The sequence below is a fragment of the Sphingobacterium sp. B29 genome (assembly GCF_001952815.1).
Taxonomy (GTDB): Bacteria; Bacteroidota; Bacteroidia; order Sphingobacteriales; family Sphingobacteriaceae; genus Sphingobacterium; species Sphingobacterium siyangense.
This window is the reverse complement of record NZ_CP019158.1, coordinates 4,933,157-4,957,545: the sequence shown is the minus strand read 5'-3', so window position 1 is coordinate 4,957,545 and position 24,389 is coordinate 4,933,157. Positions and strand designations below refer to the sequence as shown.

20 protein-coding genes are annotated in these 24,389 nt (G+C 39.1%); 11 read left to right on the top strand and 9 right to left on the bottom strand.

The annotated features are described in order from the left end of the window. The first annotated feature begins 24 nt into the window (after positions 1-24). From BV902_RS21195 to BV902_RS21185, 3 genes are all read left to right on the top strand, one after another. Positions 25-363 carry a hypothetical protein gene (locus BV902_RS21195; RefSeq protein ID WP_075993650.1) on the top strand — a complete coding sequence of 113 codons (339 nt, stop codon included), beginning with the start codon at positions 25-27 and terminating at the stop codon, positions 361-363. 5 nt (positions 364-368) lie between these two features. After that, a complete protein-coding gene (locus BV902_RS21190) occupies positions 369-2,318 on the top strand; it encodes a leucine-rich repeat domain-containing protein (RefSeq protein ID WP_075993649.1) in 1,950 nt (649 codons plus the stop codon). 665 nt (positions 2,319-2,983) lie between these two features. Then, positions 2,984-4,417 (top strand): DUF4932 domain-containing protein, encoded by a 1,434-nt coding sequence (locus BV902_RS21185; RefSeq protein ID WP_083663709.1) that lies wholly within the window; start codon positions 2,984-2,986, stop codon positions 4,415-4,417. Positions 4,418-4,493: 76 nt separating this feature from the next. On the opposite strand, the gene BV902_RS21180 is transcribed toward BV902_RS21185, so the two are convergent. After that, positions 4,494-4,877 carry a hypothetical protein gene (locus tag BV902_RS21180; protein WP_075993648.1) on the bottom strand — a complete coding sequence of 128 codons (384 nt, stop codon included), beginning with the start codon at positions 4,875-4,877 and terminating at the stop codon, positions 4,494-4,496. A 304-nt stretch (positions 4,878-5,181) separates the two neighbouring features. On the opposite strand from BV902_RS21180, the gene BV902_RS21175 reads away from it, so the two are divergent. The 6 genes from BV902_RS21175 to BV902_RS21150 all read left to right on the top strand — a co-directional run bounded on the left by BV902_RS21175 (position 5,182) and on the right by BV902_RS21150 (position 14,561). Next, entirely contained in the window at positions 5,182-5,766 is a 585-nt protein-coding gene (locus BV902_RS21175; protein WP_075993647.1) for an RNA polymerase sigma factor, read from the top strand. A gap of 54 nt (positions 5,767-5,820) precedes the next feature. Beyond that, positions 5,821-7,029, top strand: coding sequence for a FecR family protein (locus tag BV902_RS21170; RefSeq protein WP_075993646.1), 1,209 nt, complete (start codon positions 5,821-5,823; stop codon positions 7,027-7,029). 178 nt (positions 7,030-7,207) lie between these two features. Continuing rightward, positions 7,208-10,747, top strand: coding sequence for a TonB-dependent receptor (locus BV902_RS21165; protein WP_075993645.1), 3,540 nt, complete (start codon positions 7,208-7,210; stop codon positions 10,745-10,747). A 31-nt stretch (positions 10,748-10,778) separates the two neighbouring features. After that, positions 10,779-12,530: a RagB/SusD family nutrient uptake outer membrane protein gene (locus tag BV902_RS21160; protein ID WP_075993644.1), complete on the top strand. Its 1,752-nt coding sequence runs from the start codon at positions 10,779-10,781 to the stop codon at positions 12,528-12,530. 10 nt (positions 12,531-12,540) lie between these two features. After that, the gene (locus tag BV902_RS21155) at positions 12,541-13,422 is read left to right on the top strand and encodes an endonuclease/exonuclease/phosphatase family protein (RefSeq protein WP_075993643.1); all 882 of its coding nucleotides are present in this window, start codon (positions 12,541-12,543) and stop codon (positions 13,420-13,422) included. A gap of 65 nt (positions 13,423-13,487) precedes the next feature. Next, positions 13,488-14,561, top strand: a complete 1,074-nt coding sequence (locus tag BV902_RS21150; protein ID WP_083663708.1) for an SGNH/GDSL hydrolase family protein — start codon at positions 13,488-13,490, stop codon at positions 14,559-14,561. A gap of 430 nt (positions 14,562-14,991) precedes the next feature. Here the strand turns inward: BV902_RS21150 and BV902_RS21145 are convergent, their stop codons facing one another. The 6 genes from BV902_RS21145 to BV902_RS21125 form a co-directional block, all read right to left on the bottom strand. Continuing rightward, positions 14,992-15,441 carry a DUF1569 domain-containing protein gene (locus BV902_RS21145; RefSeq protein ID WP_075994912.1) on the bottom strand — a complete coding sequence of 150 codons (450 nt, stop codon included), beginning with the start codon at positions 15,439-15,441 and terminating at the stop codon, positions 14,992-14,994. A 176-nt stretch (positions 15,442-15,617) separates the two neighbouring features. Next, positions 15,618-15,764: a hypothetical protein gene (locus BV902_RS27600; RefSeq protein ID WP_172840718.1), complete on the bottom strand. Its 147-nt coding sequence runs from the start codon at positions 15,762-15,764 to the stop codon at positions 15,618-15,620. 429 nt (positions 15,765-16,193) lie between these two features. After that, positions 16,194-17,099, bottom strand: a complete 906-nt coding sequence (locus BV902_RS21140; RefSeq protein ID WP_075993642.1) for a hypothetical protein — start codon at positions 17,097-17,099, stop codon at positions 16,194-16,196. A 21-nt stretch (positions 17,100-17,120) separates the two neighbouring features. Continuing rightward, positions 17,121-17,813, bottom strand: a complete 693-nt coding sequence (locus tag BV902_RS21135; protein WP_075993641.1) for a hypothetical protein — start codon at positions 17,811-17,813, stop codon at positions 17,121-17,123. Between the two features lie 86 nt (positions 17,814-17,899). After that, positions 17,900-19,012, bottom strand: a complete 1,113-nt coding sequence (locus BV902_RS21130) for a helix-turn-helix domain-containing protein (protein ID WP_075993640.1) — start codon at positions 19,010-19,012, stop codon at positions 17,900-17,902. A 55-nt stretch (positions 19,013-19,067) separates the two neighbouring features. Further along, on the bottom strand, positions 19,068-20,948 hold the full coding sequence (locus tag BV902_RS21125) for a serine hydrolase domain-containing protein (RefSeq protein WP_075993639.1): 1,881 nt from the start codon (positions 20,946-20,948) through the stop codon (positions 19,068-19,070). Between the two features lie 172 nt (positions 20,949-21,120). Between BV902_RS21125 and BV902_RS21120 the strand changes: the two genes are divergently transcribed. After that, a complete protein-coding gene (locus BV902_RS21120) occupies positions 21,121-21,834 on the top strand; it encodes an NAD-dependent epimerase/dehydratase family protein (protein ID WP_075993638.1) in 714 nt (237 codons plus the stop codon). After that, on the top strand, positions 21,834-22,403 hold the full coding sequence (locus tag BV902_RS21115; RefSeq protein ID WP_075993637.1) for a Crp/Fnr family transcriptional regulator: 570 nt from the start codon (positions 21,834-21,836) through the stop codon (positions 22,401-22,403). Before BV902_RS21120 ends, BV902_RS21115 begins: the two co-directional genes overlap by 1 nt. Positions 22,404-22,487: 84 nt before the next feature. On the opposite strand, the gene BV902_RS21110 is transcribed toward BV902_RS21115, so the two are convergent. Both BV902_RS21110 and BV902_RS21105 read right to left on the bottom strand, forming a co-directional pair. Beyond that, positions 22,488-23,147 carry a hypothetical protein gene (locus BV902_RS21110; protein WP_075993636.1) on the bottom strand — a complete coding sequence of 220 codons (660 nt, stop codon included), beginning with the start codon at positions 23,145-23,147 and terminating at the stop codon, positions 22,488-22,490. 233 nt (positions 23,148-23,380) lie between these two features. Continuing rightward, positions 23,381-24,388, bottom strand: a complete 1,008-nt coding sequence (locus BV902_RS21105) for an AlbA family DNA-binding domain-containing protein (protein ID WP_075993635.1) — start codon at positions 24,386-24,388, stop codon at positions 23,381-23,383. Position 24,389 lies beyond the last annotated feature (1 nt).

Here is a 24,389-nt window from a genome sequence, read left to right as displayed (position 1 = left end):
TTTATAGGAGTTTTATTAGTCCTTATGAGCTCCTGCAAAAAGGAAACCGTATATAACGAAATAGATGCTTTTGCAGATATTCAAAATAAAGTTACTTTAGATAAAGGCCAGTACATACTGTCTTTTACACTTGCTTCGTATCCATATAGTAAAGTTGAAGTATATATACACGATGATCTTGCCGTTATGTACAAACAGACCGGAGGAAAAATCTACAATGCCGTGAGTCAAAATAACAATAAGTATAGTGTGTTCTTTTCCCCTTTAGAAAAATCGAAAAAATACTATTATCAACTGATTGTTAACGACAGCAACGGGAATTCAGTGCGTTCAGCAATATTTAATTTTACAACTCAACCTTAATATCCATGTATCATAAGTCTACATTATTTTGGTGTTCATTTCTTTGTGTTTTTTTTGAAAGCTTTTTATTTGTAGCCTGTTCAAAGAAGGAATACCAGGATGTCCTGAAAACAGTATATGAATCTAAGGCCGAGCCCACTGAACTATATGACGAATTCACCGTCCAGCTAAAGGGTAGCGCCTTACAAAAAGGGGAAACAGGTACATGGAGTATAACAAAAGGAACTGTAGTGGAAGATTATGTGAAAATCGACGACCCTAATAACCCTAATTCGTTTTTTAGGGGAGTGCCTGGAGAGGAATATATCCTTACCTGGACGGTAAAAGGTAGCGGTAATAGTAATACGGCCACAGTCGATGTTAAAATACCCGAGTTACATATCGATATTAAAGAAAACACACCTTCATCCTTTAAGACGATACTTCACTTTGCCGTGGATCCGAAATATAAAGGTAAATGGTCTTTCGATAAAGCTTATGGTCATCTACATAGCACATACCACGATGGTTGGGCTAGACCGGTAGAAGAAAATCCAACCATTGAATTGCATGGTTATTCCAATACCAGCTATCAAGTTACCTATACGATGACTTATGCTGGGAAAAATTATCAGTTTACCAAAAAGGTACAGACTGGCGAATATCAGGAAGACGAGGCATTAAATGAATTGCAAATGGGGCGCGGTGGACGTGTTGTTGAAGATAAGGATGGACATATTATTGAAATAAATATGCAGGCTTCAGGTATTGCACATCGTTTTAATGAACCAGATTTCTTTCCTGCGCTTAAGGCATTTAAATATCTAAGGAAGCTTATTTTAGGTGGATCTTCATTGAAAGATGTTCCGACTATTTTCGGCGATCATTACCTTGCCCTTGAAGAACTTAGTCTGGATCGGGTAGGTTATTATCTTACCATTCCCGATAATTTTGGCAATCTGACCAAATTGAAATCATTTCACCTCACACCGATGCGAACCCCCGATTTGGGATATACCGTGGTATTGCCAAAAACTTTTGGAAATTTAAAGTCGCTCGAAACCCTTATTATGCGGTATGTCGGCGATGTAGACTTCAGCGGCACGTTGGGTAAACTGGTCAATTTAAAACACCTCGATTGTTTTGTTACCCAGCTTCCTTCAGATTTTGGAAACTTGACCAAACTGGTGTCTACGGAAATTCTCGCGCAACAGGCTTATATCCCATCAAGTTTGAGTCAATGCCGTAATTTGAGGTTTGCACGTTTTAGTTTTGTTTATCCGGGATCATCACCAGTTACCTTGCCTTCGGATATCGATAATTTGACTAAGTTGGACACGCTTGAAATTTACGGAGAAAGTAGGCTTCAGCAACTGCCACAATCTTTTGGTAACCTCAAGAGCTTAAAACAACTTTGGATTCAAGGAGAAAGCTTACAATCTATTCCTGATAATATTGGGAACTTGTCTAATCTTAGATTCTGGTTAGTGGGCGGTAATTTTAAAACTTTACCGGCTTCGATAGGTAACCTTAAAAAATTAGAAGATCTTTGGCTATCCCCTTCTGTAGAGAAGCTTCCAGATGAGTTCGGCGGATTAAGTAGTTTATCCTATCTGAATATGGAGAATAGTAGACTGACAACTCTACCGGAAACATTCGGAAAACTTAAGAGCCTGAAGGAAATCAATGCAAGGGCATCTTCGATTACTGATTTTCCAAGCAGTTTTGGACAATTGGACGGTCTGCTAAAACTGGATTTCAATTATAGTAAGCTCAAGAAATTTCCTGTAGAGATTTGTGCTTTGAAGGCCGTGAATAACGTTATTTTGAACGGTACAAATTTGGGTCGACTTCCCGATGAAATTTATTCCATGCGCTCAGGTGTGATTTTTACGCTATACCAATGTTTGAATATGGACTATGATCAATTAAAGGAAATCACTGCGAAAAGAGATGGTCTTGTATTTTATTACTGATAAGCGGATCATGATTGCCTGTAAATATGTTAATTTTTTAAGGCATGGCCCACAGGAAGTAAACATAAAGTCCGATAGCACAGGGTGCTCCATATGAATATTTACAGAATATTTTTGGACGGAAACAAAGGGGTATAACGTAATACTATTCAAGCTTAATGAAGTTTCAAAAATTTCTTTTCGGACGATCAATTTTGGGTAAATTCCAAAAGAATAGAATAAAATGATAAAGGAGCTGACCACATGATCATCTTTTTTTTGGAAGTATTGAGGGCAGTGACCAAACAACTGATATAAGTGCAAGCAATATAAATCTTAGGGTGGTCATATTATTGGTGTAAAGCAGTTTTAAATTCAACTAATTAGATCTAAACAATTATTGAACTAATTTAAGAATTTATTCTTTTCTAACAGCTGTCAACTTAGGTAACGTTGCACAAGAAATGTAATATGCTTTCAAACAGTTATAAGACTTAAGTGATCAATTTAATATTAATGAATAAGATTATAGAAAATGGCTGGCAGCCTGTCCAATATTGAACGGTTAGTGTTCAATAACGGTCAGTACTAAGAAGGGAATTCGTTCGTAGTGTGTTGGCAAATAGTGTGTTAAATTTATTGGCAAACTATTTGGAATCCCCATTCAAGTACAAAATAAATAAAAGATGGTAAAGCCTATTTCCAATATGTTCGAAAAAACTTCTAAATATGTATTGATTATCCTATTCAGTTTATCATTTATGCTTACCTATGGGCAGCGTAACGAAATTATGGATAAGCCAAAAGTTGATGAGCGTATCGAGATTCTGAGTATTGTATTTAGACTTGCTGGCAATCAAGAGTATAGTTCAGGCATTTTTAAGCGCTACGTTGATCGAATCAATGAACACTATGGTCCTTTTAAAGAACACGAATTGATCACTTTTGTCAATAAGATTAAAAATGAAAATGGCATAGGCTACGATGCAGTGATGAGTATGGCCATACATCTTGATGATAAGTTCAATCTTAAGCAAAAAAATATCAGCGAAACCTTGGACAAAAGGTGGAGTAGAGCTAATGCTCTTCAATTCGCAAGACTATTAAAGAAGTTTTACAAAGACAGTAATAGCAAAGGATTTTTTCAGGATAACCAGGCACTGTACCATGAGGTACAAAGGCGCTTTCTTCCAATTTATGAACATATTGAATTGGACTGGTACCCTAAATTCTATGGTAAGAAACCATCCGAAAAGTTTTTGATTGTGAATGGTTTGGGGAATGGCGGCGGTAACTATGGGGTAGCCATTAAAAATCCACAGGGTCTTAAGGAAGTCTACGCTATTATGGGGACATGGAGTATGGATAGTCTTGGCATGGCTGAATTTCCGTTACAGAGCTATTTCCCTACATTACTTCACGAGTTTAACCACTCCTTTGTTAATTATTTATTGGAAAAAGACACGACAATTTTTAGAGACAGCGGCGAAAAATTATATAGCGTCGTAAAGGAGAAAATGAACCGGCAGGCATACGGTAGCTGGCAAACGATGTTGAACGAGGCATTGGTTCGAGCTGCGGTTATCAAATATCAAAAAGATCATAATTTCAGCTTCGAAGAGATTTCAAAGGAAACCAATGGACAGCTAGATAGGGGATTTCTTTGGATTGAGAAACTTGTTGATGAACTTGAACACTTTGATCGTCAGCGAGACTTATATCCTACTTTAGAGAGCTATATGCCTGTACTTGCCAAAGCTTATCGATCTTACGCTGCAGATATTTCTTCTTTAGATGCAGCTTTTGAAGAAAGAAGACCAAAAATCATTTCTTTTGAGGGAATTCAGGATGGACAAACCAATGTCAACAACACCTTAAGGGAGCTGAAGATAAATTTCGACAGGCCCTTATTGGGACAGGGACGGTCATTTAGGGGGATTTCCAAAGAAGGTTTTCCGGTGATAAAAGGACATCGTTATTCTTCAGATAAGAAATCCGTGCTTATAGATTGGGAGTTAGAACCAAACAAAACCTATGAGATCATCATTACAGGAAATGCATTCCGTACTGCAGATGGGATACCGATGAAAGACCATTATCTAAAATTCAGCACAAAGTAATTTACTGTAATGGCTAATATTTGACCATATACATAATCAATTGTGGCAAAGGTAACTCACATTATCGTTGTGAGAGTTAAATAGGTTCAATCCATTGGGGTATACCGATAAACATATCATTTACAAATTTTTCTGTATACCGTTGCATTCCAGTTTCTTCCTTATCAAAGTAGGTCTTTATTTTTGAGTATACTTTAGGATTGTAGCATAACTTGACACGGAAGTTTTCAACCCATTCAGCCTGTATAACGATGGTAATTAATTTTTTCGTATCTCTGGACAAGCCGATTACGGTAATAGCTTGGCACATCCCGGCATACCAATCGATAATATATACCTTGGTGCCCGGGCTAAACTGTTTCGTGCCATAACGGGTTTGCAGTTTTCCTTGACCATAGCTAATTTCCTGTTTGATGTTAGCTACTAATGTCCATAATGGTATAGGTTCTAAATGATCCATATGACTTTACTGGTTTTTGAATTTACAGAAAAGAATCTAACATGGCAAAATATAGAGCTCATTAACGATGATTTCCATCTCTATTTGTAATCCTGGTATTACGTTGCCCAGATATATAGTGTCGGTTGTGAATAAACTTTTTTGGAAGAATGGCCTATAGATCGGTTTGTTGGGTAGTAACCCTGTTGAAAACTGACTGAAATTTTGGGATACTCATATTTAATTTTGAAATAACCCTGCATTTATATAGATTTAATATAAGTTTTGTTGCTTAGACCAAGTGTAACCTAGGGAAAATATAACCATGGATTTAAATGCAGTTCCATTGAGTCTTGATGAGTTTAATCGCTTTAAATTGGGAGACGAGAAGGTTTTTAAAAAGATTTTTGATTTTTATAGGCCTTTGATGTATCACAAAGTACGTCGTGTATGTTCTTCCGAATTAGACGTGGAGGAGGTTATGCAAGAGATTTTTGTGCAACTTTTTCTAAAACGGAATTCAATCCCCTCTGTGGAAGCTATCTTTCCATTTTTATTTTTAGTAGCAAAGCGAACGGCCATCACTTTGTTTCGAAAAGAGTTGTCTAGACAAAAATATCAAGTATCACAATTGGCAGAATGGGATGAATTAAGTGATGAATTAGAGCGGACAATCGCTCATAAAGATTTAGATAAAGTACTCAAGACGATTGTATCCTGCTTACCGCCACAGCAAAAACTTGTATTTCATAAGAGCAAAATAGAGGAAATGAGTTATGCAGAAATTTCCGAAGAAATTGGTATTTCCAAAAATACCGTACGCAACCATCTTGTAGCAGCATGCCAGTTTGTACGTTTGAAACTTGACGGCTTACTTTTAATCCTTTTTTTAATAAAAAATATCTTTTGACTAGTTCATCGATCCTAGTTGTACGAATAATATTATAGCGTACAATAAATAAGGATGTCCAAAGTAGAAGCATATAAGATTATTATCAGCCAATTTTTGGCAAAAACATTAGACGAGCGTGCAAAGCAAAATTTTGCCAATTATCTCAATGATCCGGATTTTTTGAATGCGTGGCAACAGCTTATGGACGAGGGAGAGATAGAGCAGTCTCCAGACAATCAAATTGCGCACGATAATCTTTTTAAGACAATCATTGAAGATGAAAGAATAAAAGACCAAGTTGTTTCCAGTCCAATTATAAAGAAATCATCAATTCACATTCTACATTATTTTAGTATCGCAGCTATATTGTTGCTAGTTGGTATATCTGCTTCGATCTTCTTCTTTATACAAGAAAATAGACCGGATGACCGGGCAATGGTCAACAGTCTACCTGCGGTAGTTCCCGGATCCCAAAAAGCCGAAATAATTTTAGAAAGTGGCGAGCGTATAGATCTCGAAAAATTAAAATTGGATACGATTATAGATAATGGTGCGTTTGAAATTATCAAATCCGACAAAGGTATTATATCCTATCGTCTGAAAAGCTCAGGGACTAGCAATCAGCAGACAGCGTATAATACAATCGTTACGCCACGAGGTGGAGAATATAAGCTGCTATTGGCAGATGGTACAAAGATTTGGCTGAATGCCGCTACTACACTACGTTATCCAATTAGTTTTAACGGTGATGAAAGGAAAGTACAATTGCAGGGTGAAGCTTATTTTGAGGTTGCTAAACAGGTCTATCAAGGAAGACGGGTGCCCTTTATTGTTCATGCAGGTAATCAGAAATTGGAAGTTTTAGGGACAGCATTTAACCTTCAAAGTTATGGCAAATCGATCGTGACAACTTTGGTGGAAGGCAAGGTGAAATTAAATGTTCAAGATAGCCCACAGGACAACCTCTACTTAAGTCCTGCTGAGCAAGCAGTGTTTCAATTTACGAGCAAAAAGTTTCTAAAGACAGCTGTTGACCCGCGCTATTTCATTGCCTGGAAAGAAGGAAAATTTGCTTTTTATAATACACCTATTGACGAAGTCATGGAAATTATCAGTAGATGGTATGACGTGGAAGTCCACTTTGATTATCATCCCGAAAACTTTGCTTTCTCGGGCACAGTGTCAAGATATGATAATATCGACAAACTACTCCGTACGATCGAACTAGTCGGAGATATTCATTTTGAATTGAAAGGGAGGAAAATTTATGTGAAAAGATAACCCATAAAGAAGAGTTCAGGAGCGTTACGACCGCCCCTGAATTTGTCTTCGAAAAGACCAGGCTGAAAAAGATTTAATAGACTTAAAAACCATTACAACCGTATGCAAAAGTACAAAAAAAAAACGGTATGGAGATCCTTTGCCTAAAAGTAGGATCTCTGCCAAAAAAGAATTTGCTATGAAAATGTCATTAGCGATTCCCTTGTTGCTGGCCTCTAACCTCCAGTTGAGTGCAATTACATTTGGGCAAGGAGTCAATTTCCAAAAGAAAAATGCTAAACTCGAAACCATATTAAAGGTTTTAGAAGAACAGAGCGGTTACAATATTCTGTATAAAGCTACTCTGCTAAGCAATGCCAAGCGTATCGATGTCGATTACAAAAATGTACCTTTCGAATATGCATTGAAGGATGTGCTTGCAAACTATCAGATCGTCTATAAGATTATGGACAATAATGTCGTATTAAGCAAGCCAGCTTCTACAGCAGCGGGAATCCCGTGGAATCGATATGTTCCAGGTCTCAATAATACGCTTGTCCTTCAACAGCGTCGCGTAGGGGGAAAAGTGGTAGATTCAAAGGGCAATCCAATTAGCAATGTTATTATAACGGAGAAAGGAACGGATAATAGAACAACTACCGACGACAATGGTAGGTTTGAGATTCGCCTTAAAACAAATAATGATCAGCTTGTATGTTCAATGTTAGGCTATCAGTCCAAGGAGGTAAATGTAGATGGACAAAATGAAATTCAAGTTAGCCTAGATGTGGCTATTACTGCAATGGATGAGGTCGTTGTAGTCGGTTACGGTGAACAGAAAAAAGTTAACCTAACCGGGGCGGTGAGCCAAATATCGGGTAAGGAGTTTGAAGATCGTCCTGTCACACAGCTTACCCAAGCCCTTCAGGGCAATATTCCCAATCTCAACATTGTCTTTGGGTCAGGAAAACCCGGTACAAGTGGTTCAGTCAATGTGAGGGGAAATACATCCATTAACGGTGGTGGTCCATTGATTTTGATTGATGGTATTCTAGGTACCTTGGATCGTATTAATCCCAATGATGTAGAGTCCGTAACGGTGCTTAAAGATGCTTCCGCAGCGGCTGTTTATGGAGCGCGTGGTGCCTTCGGTGTTGTTTTGGTCACAACCAAAAAAGGGGGTAAAAATGGAAAGACCTCCATTGAATATAATAATAATATTGGTTTCACTACCCATGCCACAAATACTGATTTCATAACGAGTGGTTATTGGAATGCGAAGATCAACGATGACGCTATGTATAACGCATTAGGGTATCGGACCACGCGTTATACCGATGAGGATTATGAAGAATTACTTGCACGTGTTAACGATAAGACTGAGAATCCGGACAGACCCTGGGTTGTGGTTAAGAAAGATGCTAGTGGTAATGACATATATCGTTACTATGCCAACTTCGATTGGTTCAATTATTTGTACAAAAAAACAAGGCCAAAAAACGAGCATAATCTTTCTTTTTCTGGATCTTCTGGCAATACACGTTATGCGATATCTGGTTCCAAGGCGAGTGAACAAGGAATATTCAATATTGATCCCGATAAATTTGGACGTTATAATCTACGTGCAAATATCGCGTCAGATATCCGAAGCTGGCTGACCATCAGCAATAGCACGCATTTTTTCAAATCCAGCTATGATTGGGCCGGATTGGAAAATAATTTCAGCACCGTTGCCAACAACGTGAGCAATAGTCCGACCTACCATTATCATGCGATGTACGTGCCGCGAAATCCGGATGGCACACTTACGGGGTATTCGGGTATCAATAGTTATCCTATTGGATACGGCCTGCACAATGCGCTCGAAAGCGGTACAATGCGTGGCTACACGCGGGGTACAGAATTTACCAATATGACAGAAGCGGTTTTGAAATTGGGAAAAGGTCTATCCCTAACTGGAAACTATTCCTATCGTGAATATCGTTCTGATTATTCCTACCGACAGACCAAACAGTATTATTCGAAATATCCTGGACAGCTCGAATTGTCTTCACTCGGAGCTTTGAATCAAGATAAGCTTCGGGAAAATATGGGTAAATATGCTTGGCATTTTATCAATGTTTTTGCTACTTACCAAAAAGATTTTGGCGATCACCACCTTACTGTAATGGGCGGTTTTAATCAAGAAGACCGTTTTTATAAGCGCATTGGAGGAATCGGTCAGGATCTATTGTCTGAGAATTTAAATGATCTTGATTTGGTGATCGGGGAGAAGCAGTTTGAGGCAGGTGGCGATGAATGGGCAGTACGTGGAGGGTTCTATCGTGCCAATTACGATTACAAAGGCAAATACTTGCTAGAGGTAAGTGGTCGATACGATGGTACCTCACGTTTTCCAAAGCACAGTCGTTTTGGATTCTTTCCATCCTTTTCTACAGGCTGGCGCATCAGCGAGGAGAAGTTCTTTGCTCCACTGAAAAACAAGATCAATAACCTGAAGATTAGATATTCGTACGGCTCACTTGGTAACCAGGAGGTGGATACCTATGCTTATATTTCATCCATGGGTACAGGTCAGATCTCCTATTTAGTCAATGGTCAAAAGTTAAATGTTGCCAATAGTCCCGCGCCGGTAGCGCCCACATTGACTTGGGAAAAAATTACCACCAGCAACATTGGCCTTGATTTTAGTTTACTTAATAACAAGCTCGATTTTCAATCTGATTTTTATGTCCGGCAGACAAAGGGTATGCTGAGTAAAGGCAAAACCCAGCCGGCTGTATTTGGTGCATCTGAACCCAAGGAGAATGCAGCCGACCTGAAGACCAAAGGTTTTGAGCTTTCCCTTTTATGGAAGGACCATTTTGATGTAAGCGGAAAACCTTTTAATTACTCGGTTAGGGCAATGCTGTCAGATTATCAGGCTGAAATTACCAAGTTTGCCAACGATGCTGGGCTATTGAGCAATTATTATACAGGACAAAAATTGGGCGAAATATGGGGGTATCATTACGACGGATTTTTTAAGACAACCGAAGAAGCACAGGAGTATGCGAAAATCGTCAATCAAGATCAGATCAATAGGCGTCGTGTTCAGGCTCCCACAGCAGACTTGCGCATGCTTCAAGCAGGTGATATCAAAATATTGGATCTCAATGGCGATGGTATCATTGATGCTGGCGATAATACGCTTGCCAATCCTGGTGACCGTACCATTATCGGAAATGATCAACCGCGTTACTCCTATGGGTTAAACCTAGGGGCGAATTGGAATGGAATTGACCTTTCTGCCTTTTTTCAAGGAGTAGGGAAGCAAAACTGGTATCCTAATCTTGAAGCACAAGCTTTTTGGTCCGTTTATGCCAGACCATACGATTCATTTATTCCGTCGAACTTTCAGGATAAGATATGGTCGCCAGAAAATCCTGATGCTTATTTCCCTTTTTTACGCGGCTATACAGCACAAAATTCTGAACTTTCTGTCGCCAACGATATGTATATACAAGATATAGCCTACCTAAAGCTGCGTAATCTGACTGTAGGTTATACATTTCCAGTCACACTTACTCAAAAGGCAAAGATCAATAAGCTACGTGTGTTCTTCAGTGGAGAAAACCTACATACCTGGACGAAGTTGAAGACCGATTACATCGATCCCGAACAAGTAATGAGCGATAATACCGGCAGGAGTTATCCTGTAGGCCGTGTCTATTCTTTTGGTGCTCAATTGTCTTTTTAGTTTGTGCGTGTAAATTTTAAAATGAAAAATCATGAAAAGAAACCTCAATATTTTTACGCTCATTATTGGACTTGCAGTTAGTTCTTGCAACAACGATTATCTGGAGCGATACCCCATAGCCGAATTGGCACCTGAAAATTATTTTCGGACCGCTTCCGAGTTGCAGACCTTTACCAATGCTTTTTATGCAGATCTTCCGGATGCGCTGGCCATACATTACAATACACCGGGTCAGGGCGATGACGAAGCACGTAATACGCTCGCTTCTGAATTTCAGGGTACTCGTACCACTCCAGCGAGTGGAGGAGGGTGGACATGGACATCCCTTCGTCGTATCAATTTTTACCTTGAAAATTCGCACAAATGTACAGATGAGGCAGCACGGTTGCAGTATGACGGTGTAGCTCGGTTCTTTCGTGCATATTTTTATTACGACAAGATCGTTCGCTTTGGTGACGTACCATGGTATGACAAAGTAAATCAGCTGGATGATCCTGCGATGTTCAAACCTAGAGATTCACGTAAAGTTGTTTTTGCTAAATTACTTGAAGATCTTGATTTTGCTATCGCCAATTGCAGTACAGCCAAAAGCGCTCAATTGATCAGCAAATGGACCGCTTTGGCTTTTAAATCCCGCATGTGTTTATTTGAGGGTACATTTCGCAAATACCATGGCTTGGGCGATTGGGAAGACATGCTTCAGCAAAGTGTGTCTGCCGCCGACGAGTTAATGAAGTCCAATACCTACAGTATCTACAAAAGTGACCCAAATAAAGCCTATCAGGAGCTGTTCATTGCAGAAGATGCCAATCCTGCAGAAATGATCTTGGCGCGGCAGTATAGCGCATCTGTTCCTTTTGTCCATTCTGCGAATTTCTATATTTTGTCCGCTTCTTACGGCCGTCCGGGTATGGTTAAAGAGCTTGTGAATAATTACTTGATGAAAGATGGAAGCCGATTTACCGACAAGCTTAACTTTGATAAACTATCGTTTTACGAAGAAACGCAGAATCGCGATCCGCGGCTATCGCAAACGATACGTACACCAGGTTACAAGCGTATCGGTGCAAATACAACATCAGTTCCTGATTTTGCAACATCCGTAACAGGATATCAATATGTCAAGTATATTCTTGCAGCGAGCTTTGATGCTGGGCAAAGCACCAATGATATGCCTATTATCCGTTATGCAGAAGTATTACTTAACTATGCCGAAGCGAAGGCCGAATTGGGTACAATCAATCAGAATGATATCGACAGATCCATTAAATTACTTCGGGATCGTGTCAATATGCCCAATTTGGTGTTGGCCGATGCCAATTCCAAAGCTGATCCCTATCTTTTGGCTGCTTATCCCAATGTTAGTAAGAGTGGCCAAACAGGGGCAATCTTGGAAATTCGCCGAGAGCGCCGTATTGAGCTTGTAAAAGAAGGGCTACGCTATAATGACCTGTTACGCTGGAAAGAAGGAGCGAAAGTTGCCAAACCATTTTATGGAATGTATTTTCCTGGAGCAGGCGAATACGATTTGGATCAAGATGGCAAATTGGACCTGGTAATTTACGAAGGCACTGCGCCTACCAAAAAACCTGGTGTCCAATATCAGAAACTAGGTGAACTGGTTTTAGAAAATGGAAAAAATGGTGGCCGTATTGTCAATTTGCCGGACATTCTAAAAAAATGGACAGAGGAAAAAGATTACTACTATCCAATTCCGACACAAGAGCTTCAATTAAATACCAAGCTCGAGCAAAATAAAGGTTGGGACAAATCAGGTACTTAAAAATAAGAATATGAAAAACTATAAAAATATTATTGTTATTGCCGTCATTTTGGCAGCGAATCTGTGTATTGCAAATGCGCAGGAAACACTAAAGATTGTATCGTATAATGTGCTTTATGGATTAAAGAAAGATTCGGTCAATATAGATCGATTTGTAAACTTTGCACAGGACTGGAAACCGGATGTGATTGCCTTGGAAGAAATGAATGGATATACGCAAAAGACACTGGAGCAATTGGGACAGCGTATCGGTCACGACTATGTTTTACAATCTAAGGAAGATGGATTTCCTGTGGCCATTACCTCCAAGTATCCTTTGGTTAATTTTAGGAAGGTCACTGAAAATATGTGGCATAGCTACATCTATGCGAAAATAAAAGGTATACACTTTTTTGTCATTCATTTTTCGCCATTCAGTTATGAGAAGCGATTGAAGGAAGTGACGGATATCTTGGCGCAAGTCAATGAGATCCCGAGTAACGAACCTATACTTATTATGGGTGACTTTAATTCCTTGGATATATCGGACAAGGACAAATATGGAATGGAAGTTTTGGACGCTATGAAGCAAAGTGAGCAAAAGCATGACCATATCCGTAATTTGCGAAATGGGGCGATCGATTATTCTGTATTGGGGAAGCTACATGAAGCAGGATTTAAGGATACCTATCGTTTGTTACATAAGGAGTTTGAAAGTTCTGTTCCGACTTTTAAAGATGGTAATGGGAATATCAAACAAAAGAATACCGGTCATCCCAAGCGTATAGATTTTATTTGGGCCAATTCAGTAGCAGCCTCACGGCTTACCAAAAGCGGTATTGTCAAAAATGAATATACACATTATATTTCTGATCATTACCCAACATTTATAGAGCTTAAGCTCAGTAAATAATAAAATTCGCCCCCATAGGGGGCGAATTTTATTACGACTTTTGTTCATCATTAATTTAAAGTGCAATGAAAAAAAAGATCAGTAAGCTTCTCTTTATCATCCTTATTTGTAGTTCATTTTCTAGCTACGCGCAACAAGTTATTCCTGCATCTAAATTTGAGATTCAAGGAAAGCCTTTTGAAAATACCCCTAGATATCACCGTGTAGACACATTAAAGTATAAAAGCCTTCCTGCTGCCGTAAAGAAATTGTATACACACGCTACTGGAATGTTTGTCACTTTTAAGAGTAATACCAGTAAACTATCCCTGAGATGGAAAACAGTCGATGCGGAATTGGGTAATAATTCGACTCCGATTATGTCACGGGGATTTGATGCATATGTAAAAGAAGCTAACGGCTGGCGCTTTGCCGGGGTGGCCCGTCCCGATCTCAAGAATGTAGAAAGTAATGCTATAGTGGTCGAAGATATGGCCAACACCGAGAAAGAATTTCTTCTTTATTTTCCTTTGTACAAAGAATTATTGGATTTTGAGGTGATTATTGATGAGAAAGCTTCCTTTTTAGCCACTAGACAATCTTTTAATAAAACGGTGGTGGTTTATGGGTCTAGTATTGTCCATGGAGCTTCAGCAAGCCGTCCAGGCTTAGCTTATCCGGCTCAATTAGGCCGTAGATTAAATGCTAATGTGATTAATATGGGAGTGAGCGGAAATGCCCGTATGGAGCCGGCTGTCGCAGATATGCTCGGTGATATCGGTACTGTGGATTTGTTTATTTTGGATTGTGTACCAAATAGTAGTCCCGAGGAGGTGAAAGAAAGAACCTTTAATTTTGTAGCGCGGCTTCGTAAATCTCATCCGGATGTACCTATATTGTTAATAGAAAGTATTACACGGGAGATAAGCAATTACAATTTGAAGTGGAAATCAAGATTGACTGAGCAGAATAAGAATTTTAGGTTACAATATGAAAAACTGCTGCAAACCGGATATAAAGACTTGTACTACTTGCCAACCGATCATTTAATAGGCGATGATTCGGAAGGAACCGTGGACGGTACCCATCCGACAGATGTCGGATTTGAAAGGATGTTAAAAATAATTGGTGCTAAAGTAGGGACAATTCTTCATGACTAGTTACTTTAAAAATTCTAACTCTGTCGCGGAATAATCATACTTGAATAATCTAGCTTTTATCTTGGTGTTATTGACAAAAATACCAAAGTCAAAGTTTACTGTCGTGAAAAAACCACCACTATTTCCGTCTATTTCTATACTTCCAAACTTTGTGAGTTTTGCCAGTTGACCTCCCTTTCAAAACAGGACATTTTAAAAGGAGAGTTTCGGACGTATGGTTAAATGTGCTTCGGCCAGTGCAACCAGTTTGATTTAATAATCTGACCCCAACTCGGATAGCATTCGTTCGTGATTATTCATAAAATACTTCATCAGCTTATACTGTTCGGTAACCTGATATGAAATTAGCTTTATTCCCTTTTCAGATACCTGTCCTAGAACGAACGTGTTATAACGTCTGACCCATGTAGCGGTTTCTTGGCTTTTTGGGTTACGCTCCAAACTGCTTTAAATGGTGGTTGCAATGTTTGTATATGAACTGACCTAATTGGGCTCTGGACATTCTACCAAAGAACCAATGTACAAATGCATCTTTTTCAAATGTTTCATATTGCTCGATTAATAATTTCCAATTTCGTTTCTCCATTTCTAAATCATGTATGTCTTCATTTACGATGAATACAGCGGATGTGGGTGCGCTTTTGCCAAAACTTGTTGTTTCATCTTTCAATATCCCCTTTATCGCATTTTGACCAAACATTCGCCCTAAAAATGAACGCTTAACCTTTATGGATCCTTGGTAATATTGTTCACATAATGTACAATGCCTGACCATTTGCGTTACTGTCATTTTTCCCCAAAGAGCATCGCTGTCCTCGTGTAATAAATTAATTCTTTCGATGATCGCTTCTCTTATGTTTTTCTCAAATATTGATTTCATATTAGGAACATTTATGTCTTCTATCTGGATTTTGATCATTTACAGTCTTATAAATTTAAAAGATTTGTTCTTCGATCGACTTAGCATAGGATAAGAAATAGAATTGCATATCCTAATTTTGTGGTGTTATGAAGGCGTATTCAGAGACACCTTCATCGTTTTTGTTAAATAGTATCTTACTTCGAATCTCCGAGTTTATGTTTGTGCGGTTTCAGATCCGGATGTTTGGGTTTCGTTCCAGGAGTAACCCGTCGTCTTTTGTCGGGCGTTCCATCAGGTTTTTTAGGCTTCGGTCCCGGTTTGATTGCTTTAATTGTTTCCATATAATTTACTGGAGAAAGGGCTTTTTAAAGCTTACAAAGTATATTGGAGCATTGTCATGACAAGCATTCTGCTCGGACTGTACCATTGGTAACAGGATCCTTATTGATTACGGACTATTCGGCAATCTGCCATAAGTTATCGCCGAAAACTGATTCATTGTTTAATGGAAAGAAAAAACATTGACATGTTGATGCTAGGTGATGAGGCGTCCTATTTTTGGGCTTCCGATATGATTATCGTGCAGGATTTATCCCCTATGACGATAGGTAAAGCTATTCAAGAGTGCGTGTTTTGAAATTGCCTGCTCAAAAATAGGTACAGTTAAAACAGTGTTTGATTATGAAGGATGGCAATCCCATTTCGAGGTTGATAAAACTTCTATTTATGAATGATCTTAGAAAATTGTGTTACTGGTATTTGCTAATCGTTCATTGGTCGAGCCAATGAACGATATTAAGCAGCAACTGTGCATTTTGGTAAGCAGAAGGATGATTCATTCCCCTTTGTTCACTTTTAATGCCATAGAGTTGGGCAGAAAAAGGAGCGCCATCTCCAAATATCACAATTCTTCCCTTCCCAAATCGAAGGTAAGCACCATTTGCAAATCCTTTGCCTGGCAATCGGGGAATATTTTTTGGTATAGGTCTTTTTATCAGATTAGCATCAGTAGGTAAATAAATCTCATATTCATCGTCCAACAAAGACATAATCTGTGCGGTTGCTGGGACTTTAAATCCGGTGCCACCCCAGCACATGATACTGTCTATTTCTGTACTTGATCCAGCTGTGATTTCATTGGGCAAAAGCGTTTTTCTATCTCTTGAAAAAATTTCGGGCCGCCCATCTTTGCGTAGTGCAAAACCATTCATAACATGAATGCCGAATACCGCGGCAAGTGCCTGTAACGATCCGCCACAGGGCATGTGATCGGTGACCAAAAATAAGTTCCCGCCGTCATTTACCCATTGCCGAAGGAGTTCTATTTCCTTATCAGTAAAAGCCGAACGGGCAGGCAAACTCCAGTTTTCTGGATCATATAACGCATTTACACTGATAAATATTTTTGCTTCTTTTAATCTATCCAAATTAATTTTTTCTTTGGCACTGCGAAGCCTATATCCGTCCGCTTGCAGAAGAGTTGAAAATGCGGCATAAGTTCCTCTCAGAGTAACTGGATTGTTGTGTGCCTCATCAAATAGGAGCAGTGGTCCATCACCGATCCGATGGTGCGGATCGGCAATGGGATAATGAAACTGTTCGTCAGCTACCTGCTGCGCCTTTAGTTGCACTATACTCAGCAGAATAAAGGATAAGCAGACAATCATTCTTTTCATACTATTTTTTTATTGGGATTATTAATCAGCCTTCAACCAAAGATCTTTTTCAAAACAGGTCATCTGCTCTACTTTTCCATTGGCAACAGAAAATGTCAAAGGAAAGGTACCATCTTCGTTGAGGAAAAAAAGTTCAGAGCGAGGGGTAAATGATATTGTTTTGTTATCCCATAATTGTTTAAGGATTAAACCCTGAGCTGAAGGCTGTATGGTAATTTTAAGATTGTTGTCGTTGGCCATTAGGTAAGTTCCGGCAAGCTGTTTCAGTTGAGATGCGGTTAGACTTGCAATTTTATTGGGGTCAAACGGTACACGCTCACATACAATTCTGCCCAGGATCTTGGCTTGGCTAAAATCTCCAGCGCTATTTTTTAAGAACTCTATCGCATAGCCTTCGTTTTTGGATTCAAAATGCGTATCATCTTTACGGACGAGCTGATATCTTTTTTTCTGATCCCATAGCTGTGTTGCATGCAGCGTATTATCTTGCTCGTCGAAAGCAATGAAAGCTACTTTGTTGGGGAGTTGGTAGTAGCCCTGAAATGATTTCAGCGAAGTCTGATTTTGTTGGAGGGAGGTACTTGGGGAGGCGGTCTGCGCAAGTGTATCATACGAGGCTAAAAGGCAACATGCTCCGGCTAGAAGACCGTATGTTGCTTTGGAAATTTGACGTATCGCTTTCTGGCGAATACTTGGTTTAATTTGTTGTATCATAATTTTTTGTGTTGATATGATACAAGATTAGGTCTTTTCGATAGGTTAACCGTCCCAATGGATGCAATCGAACAAACTTCACCTCCTTAAGTTGATTGTTTACTATGGGCTTTCATATATTCGGTCGGTGTAATTCCGGTTGCCTTTTTGAAGCTGCTGTAAAAAGTTGTTCTTGAATTGAAACCTGCACTTATCGCTACCCCAAACATATCAAGTCGCTTGGCCTCTTCGGATAATAATAGTCTTTTCGCTTCCTCCGTGCGCAATTCGTTGATAAACTGGTAAAAATTTTTCTCCAAGCCATTGTTTATGATATAGGAAAGATCATGCGGATTGATGCCGATATGGTCTGCGAGGGATGAGAGGGTTAGGCCGGGATCCAGATATAACTTCTCAGCTGTTGTTTTCTGTACGATTTTTTCTTTTAATGTGTCTACCTGTTGTTCTGTCAACCGCTCGTCGGTTTTAATTTTCTTTGGTTGATCACTTTCATTAATCAGATTATCGGTAGATTCAACAGCATATATTGACCGCTGTGTTAAAGTTGCGTACCCAAGTACCAATGAGCCCATAAAATATAGGATTGGTGCAAAGGAGTTAAATATAAAATGAACCAACGCCAGCAAACGGACAAGGATCATAAATAATAGTGCGATCAATAGATATTTCAACCAGATCATGTTGATCTTCTCCATATAGGAAGACAGCTGGCGAATGTTTTTTTGATGTATTTTGAAGAGTCTGTAAGAGGCAATCCAATAAAAGATACATTGTGCAAAGAATAAATATTTAACGGCAAATATGATCCACTGCGGTAATTTAGGCGGATGGATATAACTATTAAAAAGTCCCGGTATCAGGTAAATAGCAGAAAAAAGCAGAAAAGCCAAGAAAGGCACAAAATGTAATCCCCAATACCGAATAGGCGTCGTTGGTTTGACCATGTAATGAACCGCGAGATAAAAGCAGGGGAGAGTGGCCCAGCGGGGTAGTTCAAGGGCATGGATCAAAGCTTCGTTGTCGATATGAAAACATTCGAGAAAGAGCTGGGTAAATAAGCATGCCAACAGAAAATAGTATGTGCCCAGCCAGCGGTCGGCCTGGAGACCTGTTTTGTTGACCCCCATAAAAATTAAAGTCCCGAGCAACCAAAGTGCACCAGCTGAAAAAGCGTGAAAAGTATAGAGTATGTTGACCATGGTTTATATTAACCTATCTTTGTACTGTGAATTTAAACATAATTGGCCAAATGAGTTACATCATCCAGATCGGCACACCGATCCAGCCATTTATAGACAGAAGCGCAACCAAGTAGCATAAAAAGAAATTACAGCATGCTAAGAGCATACGCAACCATCTCGGGGTTAATTGAAACCAACGCTTATAGAGGAGCAAAATACTGACGATAACAAATATTGCAAATAAGAGCATGCCCAGGAAAATAGAAAAACTTGTTGCATTATAAGACGTAAACAATTCCTTGTGACTGGCGTCTGTCAATCCCATGAGCCGATAGGCTGAAATAAAACAACAGGTTCCTACTGTTGGCAATAAAGGAATTCCGAGGTCCATCAGCTTCATTTTTCCAAAGAGTGTAAGCACTATTCCCACCAGACTAAAAATCATATAAATCGAAATGGCACTAATTCCTAGATAGATGGGGATTTTCTGTATGAGTATGGAAGCCCGAGGAACTTTTCGATAGAAACTATTTCCATAACCCTGAAAGAAAGGTTGGCCCATGGAATCTTTGGCTAATACAAAGGAAGGAATAATATCCTCTTTTGCGCGGAATAAGCCATTGCCGATGTGGATCAGTGAATCCACCTGTCCGTTTTCTTTTTTGACGAGAAGCCGATCCCTGCTGATACCCCTTAATTCAATACCGCCAAAGATCCGCCTATAGAATTCCCAACGGTCATTTTTGGGATTCATAAATTGGTAGTAGCCTAATAGCGGTTTTATTTTTTGTTCATCTATCGGTAAGCTGGTCAATTTCGGTGGGGATATATTTTTAGTTAGAAAGTCTTCGATTGCTTGCGAGATCGGCCACATATTGACTACGCTGTTCGCTGCTATGGCATAAGCTATACCAGCTTCGCGATTAAAAAATAGCCAGGATACAAAACCTTCCCCTTTGCCGTTATGGCCTCGCAAGCTAACCTTTTTATTATTCGGAAATAGATCATTTCCCAGTGCATAGCCAGTCTGTAATCCCTCCTGGCTGGCAAGGGTACTGTGGATAGTCTCCATTTCCTTTAAATAGGCATTATTTGGTAGTGTGCTGTCGGCACTGCCATTGAGCAGATAAAGCATAAATTTGGCCATATCATGGGCATTTGATACCAATGCGCTGCCAGCTCCGTTGCTGCCTGGCTGATAGAACGGCATAGGCCTGAATTCACCATCTTGAAAATCATAACCTGTGGCGAAGTTAGGCCTACGTATTCCATTGCGGTCAAATAAGCTATTATTCATATTTAGTGGTAAAAAAATATGCTGTTCTAAATATTTATCCCAAGGCATGTCCGTCACTTTTTCGATGATATAACCGAGTACATTATAACCGGGGTTGGAGTAGGACATCATCGTTCCTGGCTTCCAGCGGACGGTCAGCGAATTGCTTACGGCCTTGATCGCTTCGATACCAAGTAGAGGCTTTTCACCGCTATTTACCATACTGTTGAGCTGTACATCATCAAATCCAGCGGTGTGTTCCAAAAGGTGAATCAGCCTCACCGGATTTGTATCTTCCCAACGATTGTTAAAAGGAATTTCAGGCGCTATATCGCGAATCCGGTCGCTGAGTTTAAGCCTTCCTCTGGCGACTAGTTGCTGGATCCCCATTGCCACGAAAAATTTTGTAACAGAGGCAAAGTGAAATTGGGTGAGCTGATCTACAGGACGACGTTTCTGAAGGTCAGCATAGCCCAGTCCGCCAACGTATAGCATGCTATCTTTTTTGACAATCGAGACCATCAGACCCGGAATATTTTCCTTTCGTATAATAGTATCGAGCTGTTTATGCAACTGGGCTATAGTATTGGATTTTTTATTGATAGTGACCTGTCCTGTTGCGGTAAAATAACTTGCCGCAAGGAGTATTGCGATATAGAAAGTTTTTAAGTTGATCATAAGCTTTTCTTTTTTGCAAATTAGCAATGATCTTTACTGAATCTGTCCGCCTGCATCCAGACGCAAACAGTAAAGTAGCGCAACCGATCACAAAAGATGTAAAAAGCCGTATTTCTTAACAAATGGTAATGGTAGCTTGCTTAGATCATCCGAACTTTATAAATAAAAGAAAATGAAAAATCAGCAAGTACTACTGACCGGAGTTACCGGTTTTTTAGGCGCACATACGGCCATTCAATTGCTCAATAAGGGCTATGAGGTCATAGGTACACTACGGAATGGAGATCGCATATCATCGATAAAAGAGGTGATTGTCCAGCATACCGATCTGACGCCCTATTATAAAAGTAAAACCATCGCCGAAAAAGCAGCCTGGAATTTTATCCAAAAGGACGCTAGCTCGCTGGAATTGGTTACAGTATGTCCTGGGGCTATTTTGGGGCCGGTGATCGAAAGAGATCATGGTACTTCTGCAGAGATCGTTGTCGCCTTGATGAACGGGAGTTATACCGCTTTGCCCAAGATCGGTTTCGATCTTGTCGATGTCCGTTCTGTTGCAGATCTCCTTATTTTGGCCATGGAAAGCCCTGAGGCAACCGGCAATAGGTATATCGCTGCCACAGGGTATTTAACGCTCAAGGCTGTTGCACTCATCCTTAAAGATCATTTTCCGGGACGTAAAATTCCTACAGCAGAATTTCCTAACTTTATAAGAAGGATGCTTGCGCAATTTCGCCCCGAGCTCAAACCAGTTTTGTTGGAGATGGTTCGGAGGAAAACAGATATCAGTAAAGCGCAGAGAGAACTGGGATGGAAGCCCATTCCTGTTAAAGAAGCTGTGATCTCCTGCGCAAACAGTCTATTGGAACTACAAATCGTAAAATAATGGAAAAACTTAAGGCTGCACTTGCTTTTGGAGGAATACTTGCGGCAAGCGATATTGATCTGCTTGCTGCGAGTTTTAAATTACGCCAGGTAAAAGCGGGTACCTATATCGAAGAACTCCATGAAGTAGCGTGTGAGATTCTCTTTGTTGAAAGCGGTATCTTACGTTTGCTGGGTGCGGATATATCAGGCAACGATGTTACGAAGTATTTTATCAAGGAGCACCAATTTTTTGCAAATCTTGAAAGTTATTATACTAGGCAGCCTGCGACAGAGGCTATTCAAACAGTGGTTGCCAGCAAGATCTATACGATAGCTTTTTCAGCTTTTGAAGGTTATTTTCAGACCATTCCAAATCTATATGTTTATTTCAAAACCCTTAGTGAGGCTTCGTTGCTTCAAAAAATAAAAGATAATGATTTTCTGAATTATGGTGATGCGAAAACGAAATACCTGGAACTTTTGCGACGTTACCCAGCGATCGTTCAACAGGTTCCACAACAATATATCGCTTCTTATCTCAAGATAACGCCCCAGTCCTTGAGCAGAATAAGGAAAGCGCTCGCTTAGATGCGAGTAAACAATTTCCTCCAGGCGATTTCTTATAATAAGCAAGTTGAAATGTCGATTGTCTGCATTCCGTTTTCCTTATTACTAGTCTTCATCATTCCATATCAACAGTTCGCCGATTCTTTCAATATTTAAATTGTTGTCCCGATTTATCCTCTCCAGTCTTACTTCGAAATTTTCTAATTCCTGTTTTACATTTTCAATTGCTGACTTTAAAGATGATATTTCAAATGAAACCAATACATCTTTTGGTGTGGGGGCAAAGTGTTCGTCAAACTCTTCTACAGTAAAATCAAGCGTAATTATGTTCGTGTCCACATTTACTTTTGGTTGCGGATGTCCTGCATAATAGCCATCTTTTCCATTTGCAAGTTTTTCCCAATAATGGATGTCTGAAAGATCACCACAACATTGTGGAAAATATTTGTCCTGCCGGTCGATGCGAAGGACATAACCTCCAAAAAACGCACTTGCTTGTTCTCGTTTGTATGTTCCTGCCCTCATTTCGTGTGTATGGTCAATTACAAGTTTCGTTAAATTGCTGTCTGTGATTTCAGAAAGTTTGTAAAATGATGATCCGGCTAAATATGGATTTAAATCGTCTTTAAAACCTGCTTTTTTGTTGCTTTCAACATTATATTTATCCCATAACATCGGGTATTCCCAATAAGGATATTTGTCTGGTGTTTGAATGCCCTGATTGTGATATCCAATTTCTATTACAGGTATTAATTCTAGTGCCATTGTGTGTCTATTGGATGTCGTGCTATAAACCTTCCGAAACTTAGCTAAGGTTGCGTCCCTTTTTAAATAAATATAATAAAAAGGAAAAGCAAACAGCTTTTGGCGGATAAAATAGAAGATATGCTCAATACTTAAAGTTAAAAATTCAAAAAGGTATGTCCTATCTTCATATATATATTATGAAGGTTTTTGTGCTATGCAATAACACATCTTTGACTATATCAACTATTGAATCAAAAATCATCATCTTCAAGAAATCTAGCAATCAGTGACTCCCTATCGTTGGCTAATAAATCTTTCGTTTTGTGTAGATCTAGATTTTCATTTATTAGTATCAATGCTTCTCTAAAGCTCTGATTCAACTTTCGAAAATCAACTCGATATTCAGAAAATTTAGTTGGAAGGTTTTCTCCGGAAATAAATATTGTGATATTAGATTTAAAATTTGGATTTCTTAAGTGCCATACATTAATAGCTAAAGTTAATTTGAGAGATGGATTGAGCCCGAAACATAATAATTTCGTTGGATCTGGTTGAACAAAACTATCGTTGCTTTCTTCAAATATTCCACCCGAAGTATTTATATATAATTGAATATCTTTCCCTGGGATTGAAGGAGAAAAATTGAAGAGTTTGAAATCAAAATGTAAAATTAAGTCGCCGTCTTTTTCGATAAAATATAATGGTTTTAGGTATCCCTCAATGGTTGGAAATTTAACTTGATTAAACATTGATTCAACAAGATAATGGGGGGCAGGGAGAGATTGTCCGTCTATTCTTATAGGATATTGATCATTATACTGATGAGGTTTGTTTTGGCTTTCCTGTACTTCGAAGATGTATACATATTGATCATTTTCTTCTAATACGATTACATTGACGCCAACTGGCATATAAGAAATAGATCTAATGATTTTATTTACAAGCTTATCTTTCTCATTGTAAACTTTATTTGGCTGTAAATCACCTTGTGCTATTTTTACTTTCTTATCACCTTTTGTTATTTCGGATTCACGTGGCGACCCCCAAATTAAAATTCCACCTTCCGAATTTAGGAAAGAAGCGATAGCTCGAATTATCTTTTTATTGAGGAGATCGTCAAATGATTTTGTATTATCCTGTCCACTCTTAAATTCCAAAGTAATGGACTCTTCCCTTTCTTGTTGGAAAAAAGACTGGATATCCGAATAGGTAAGATCATTCAGAGATTTGCTGAAGTAATATGAACAATAATCAGTCATA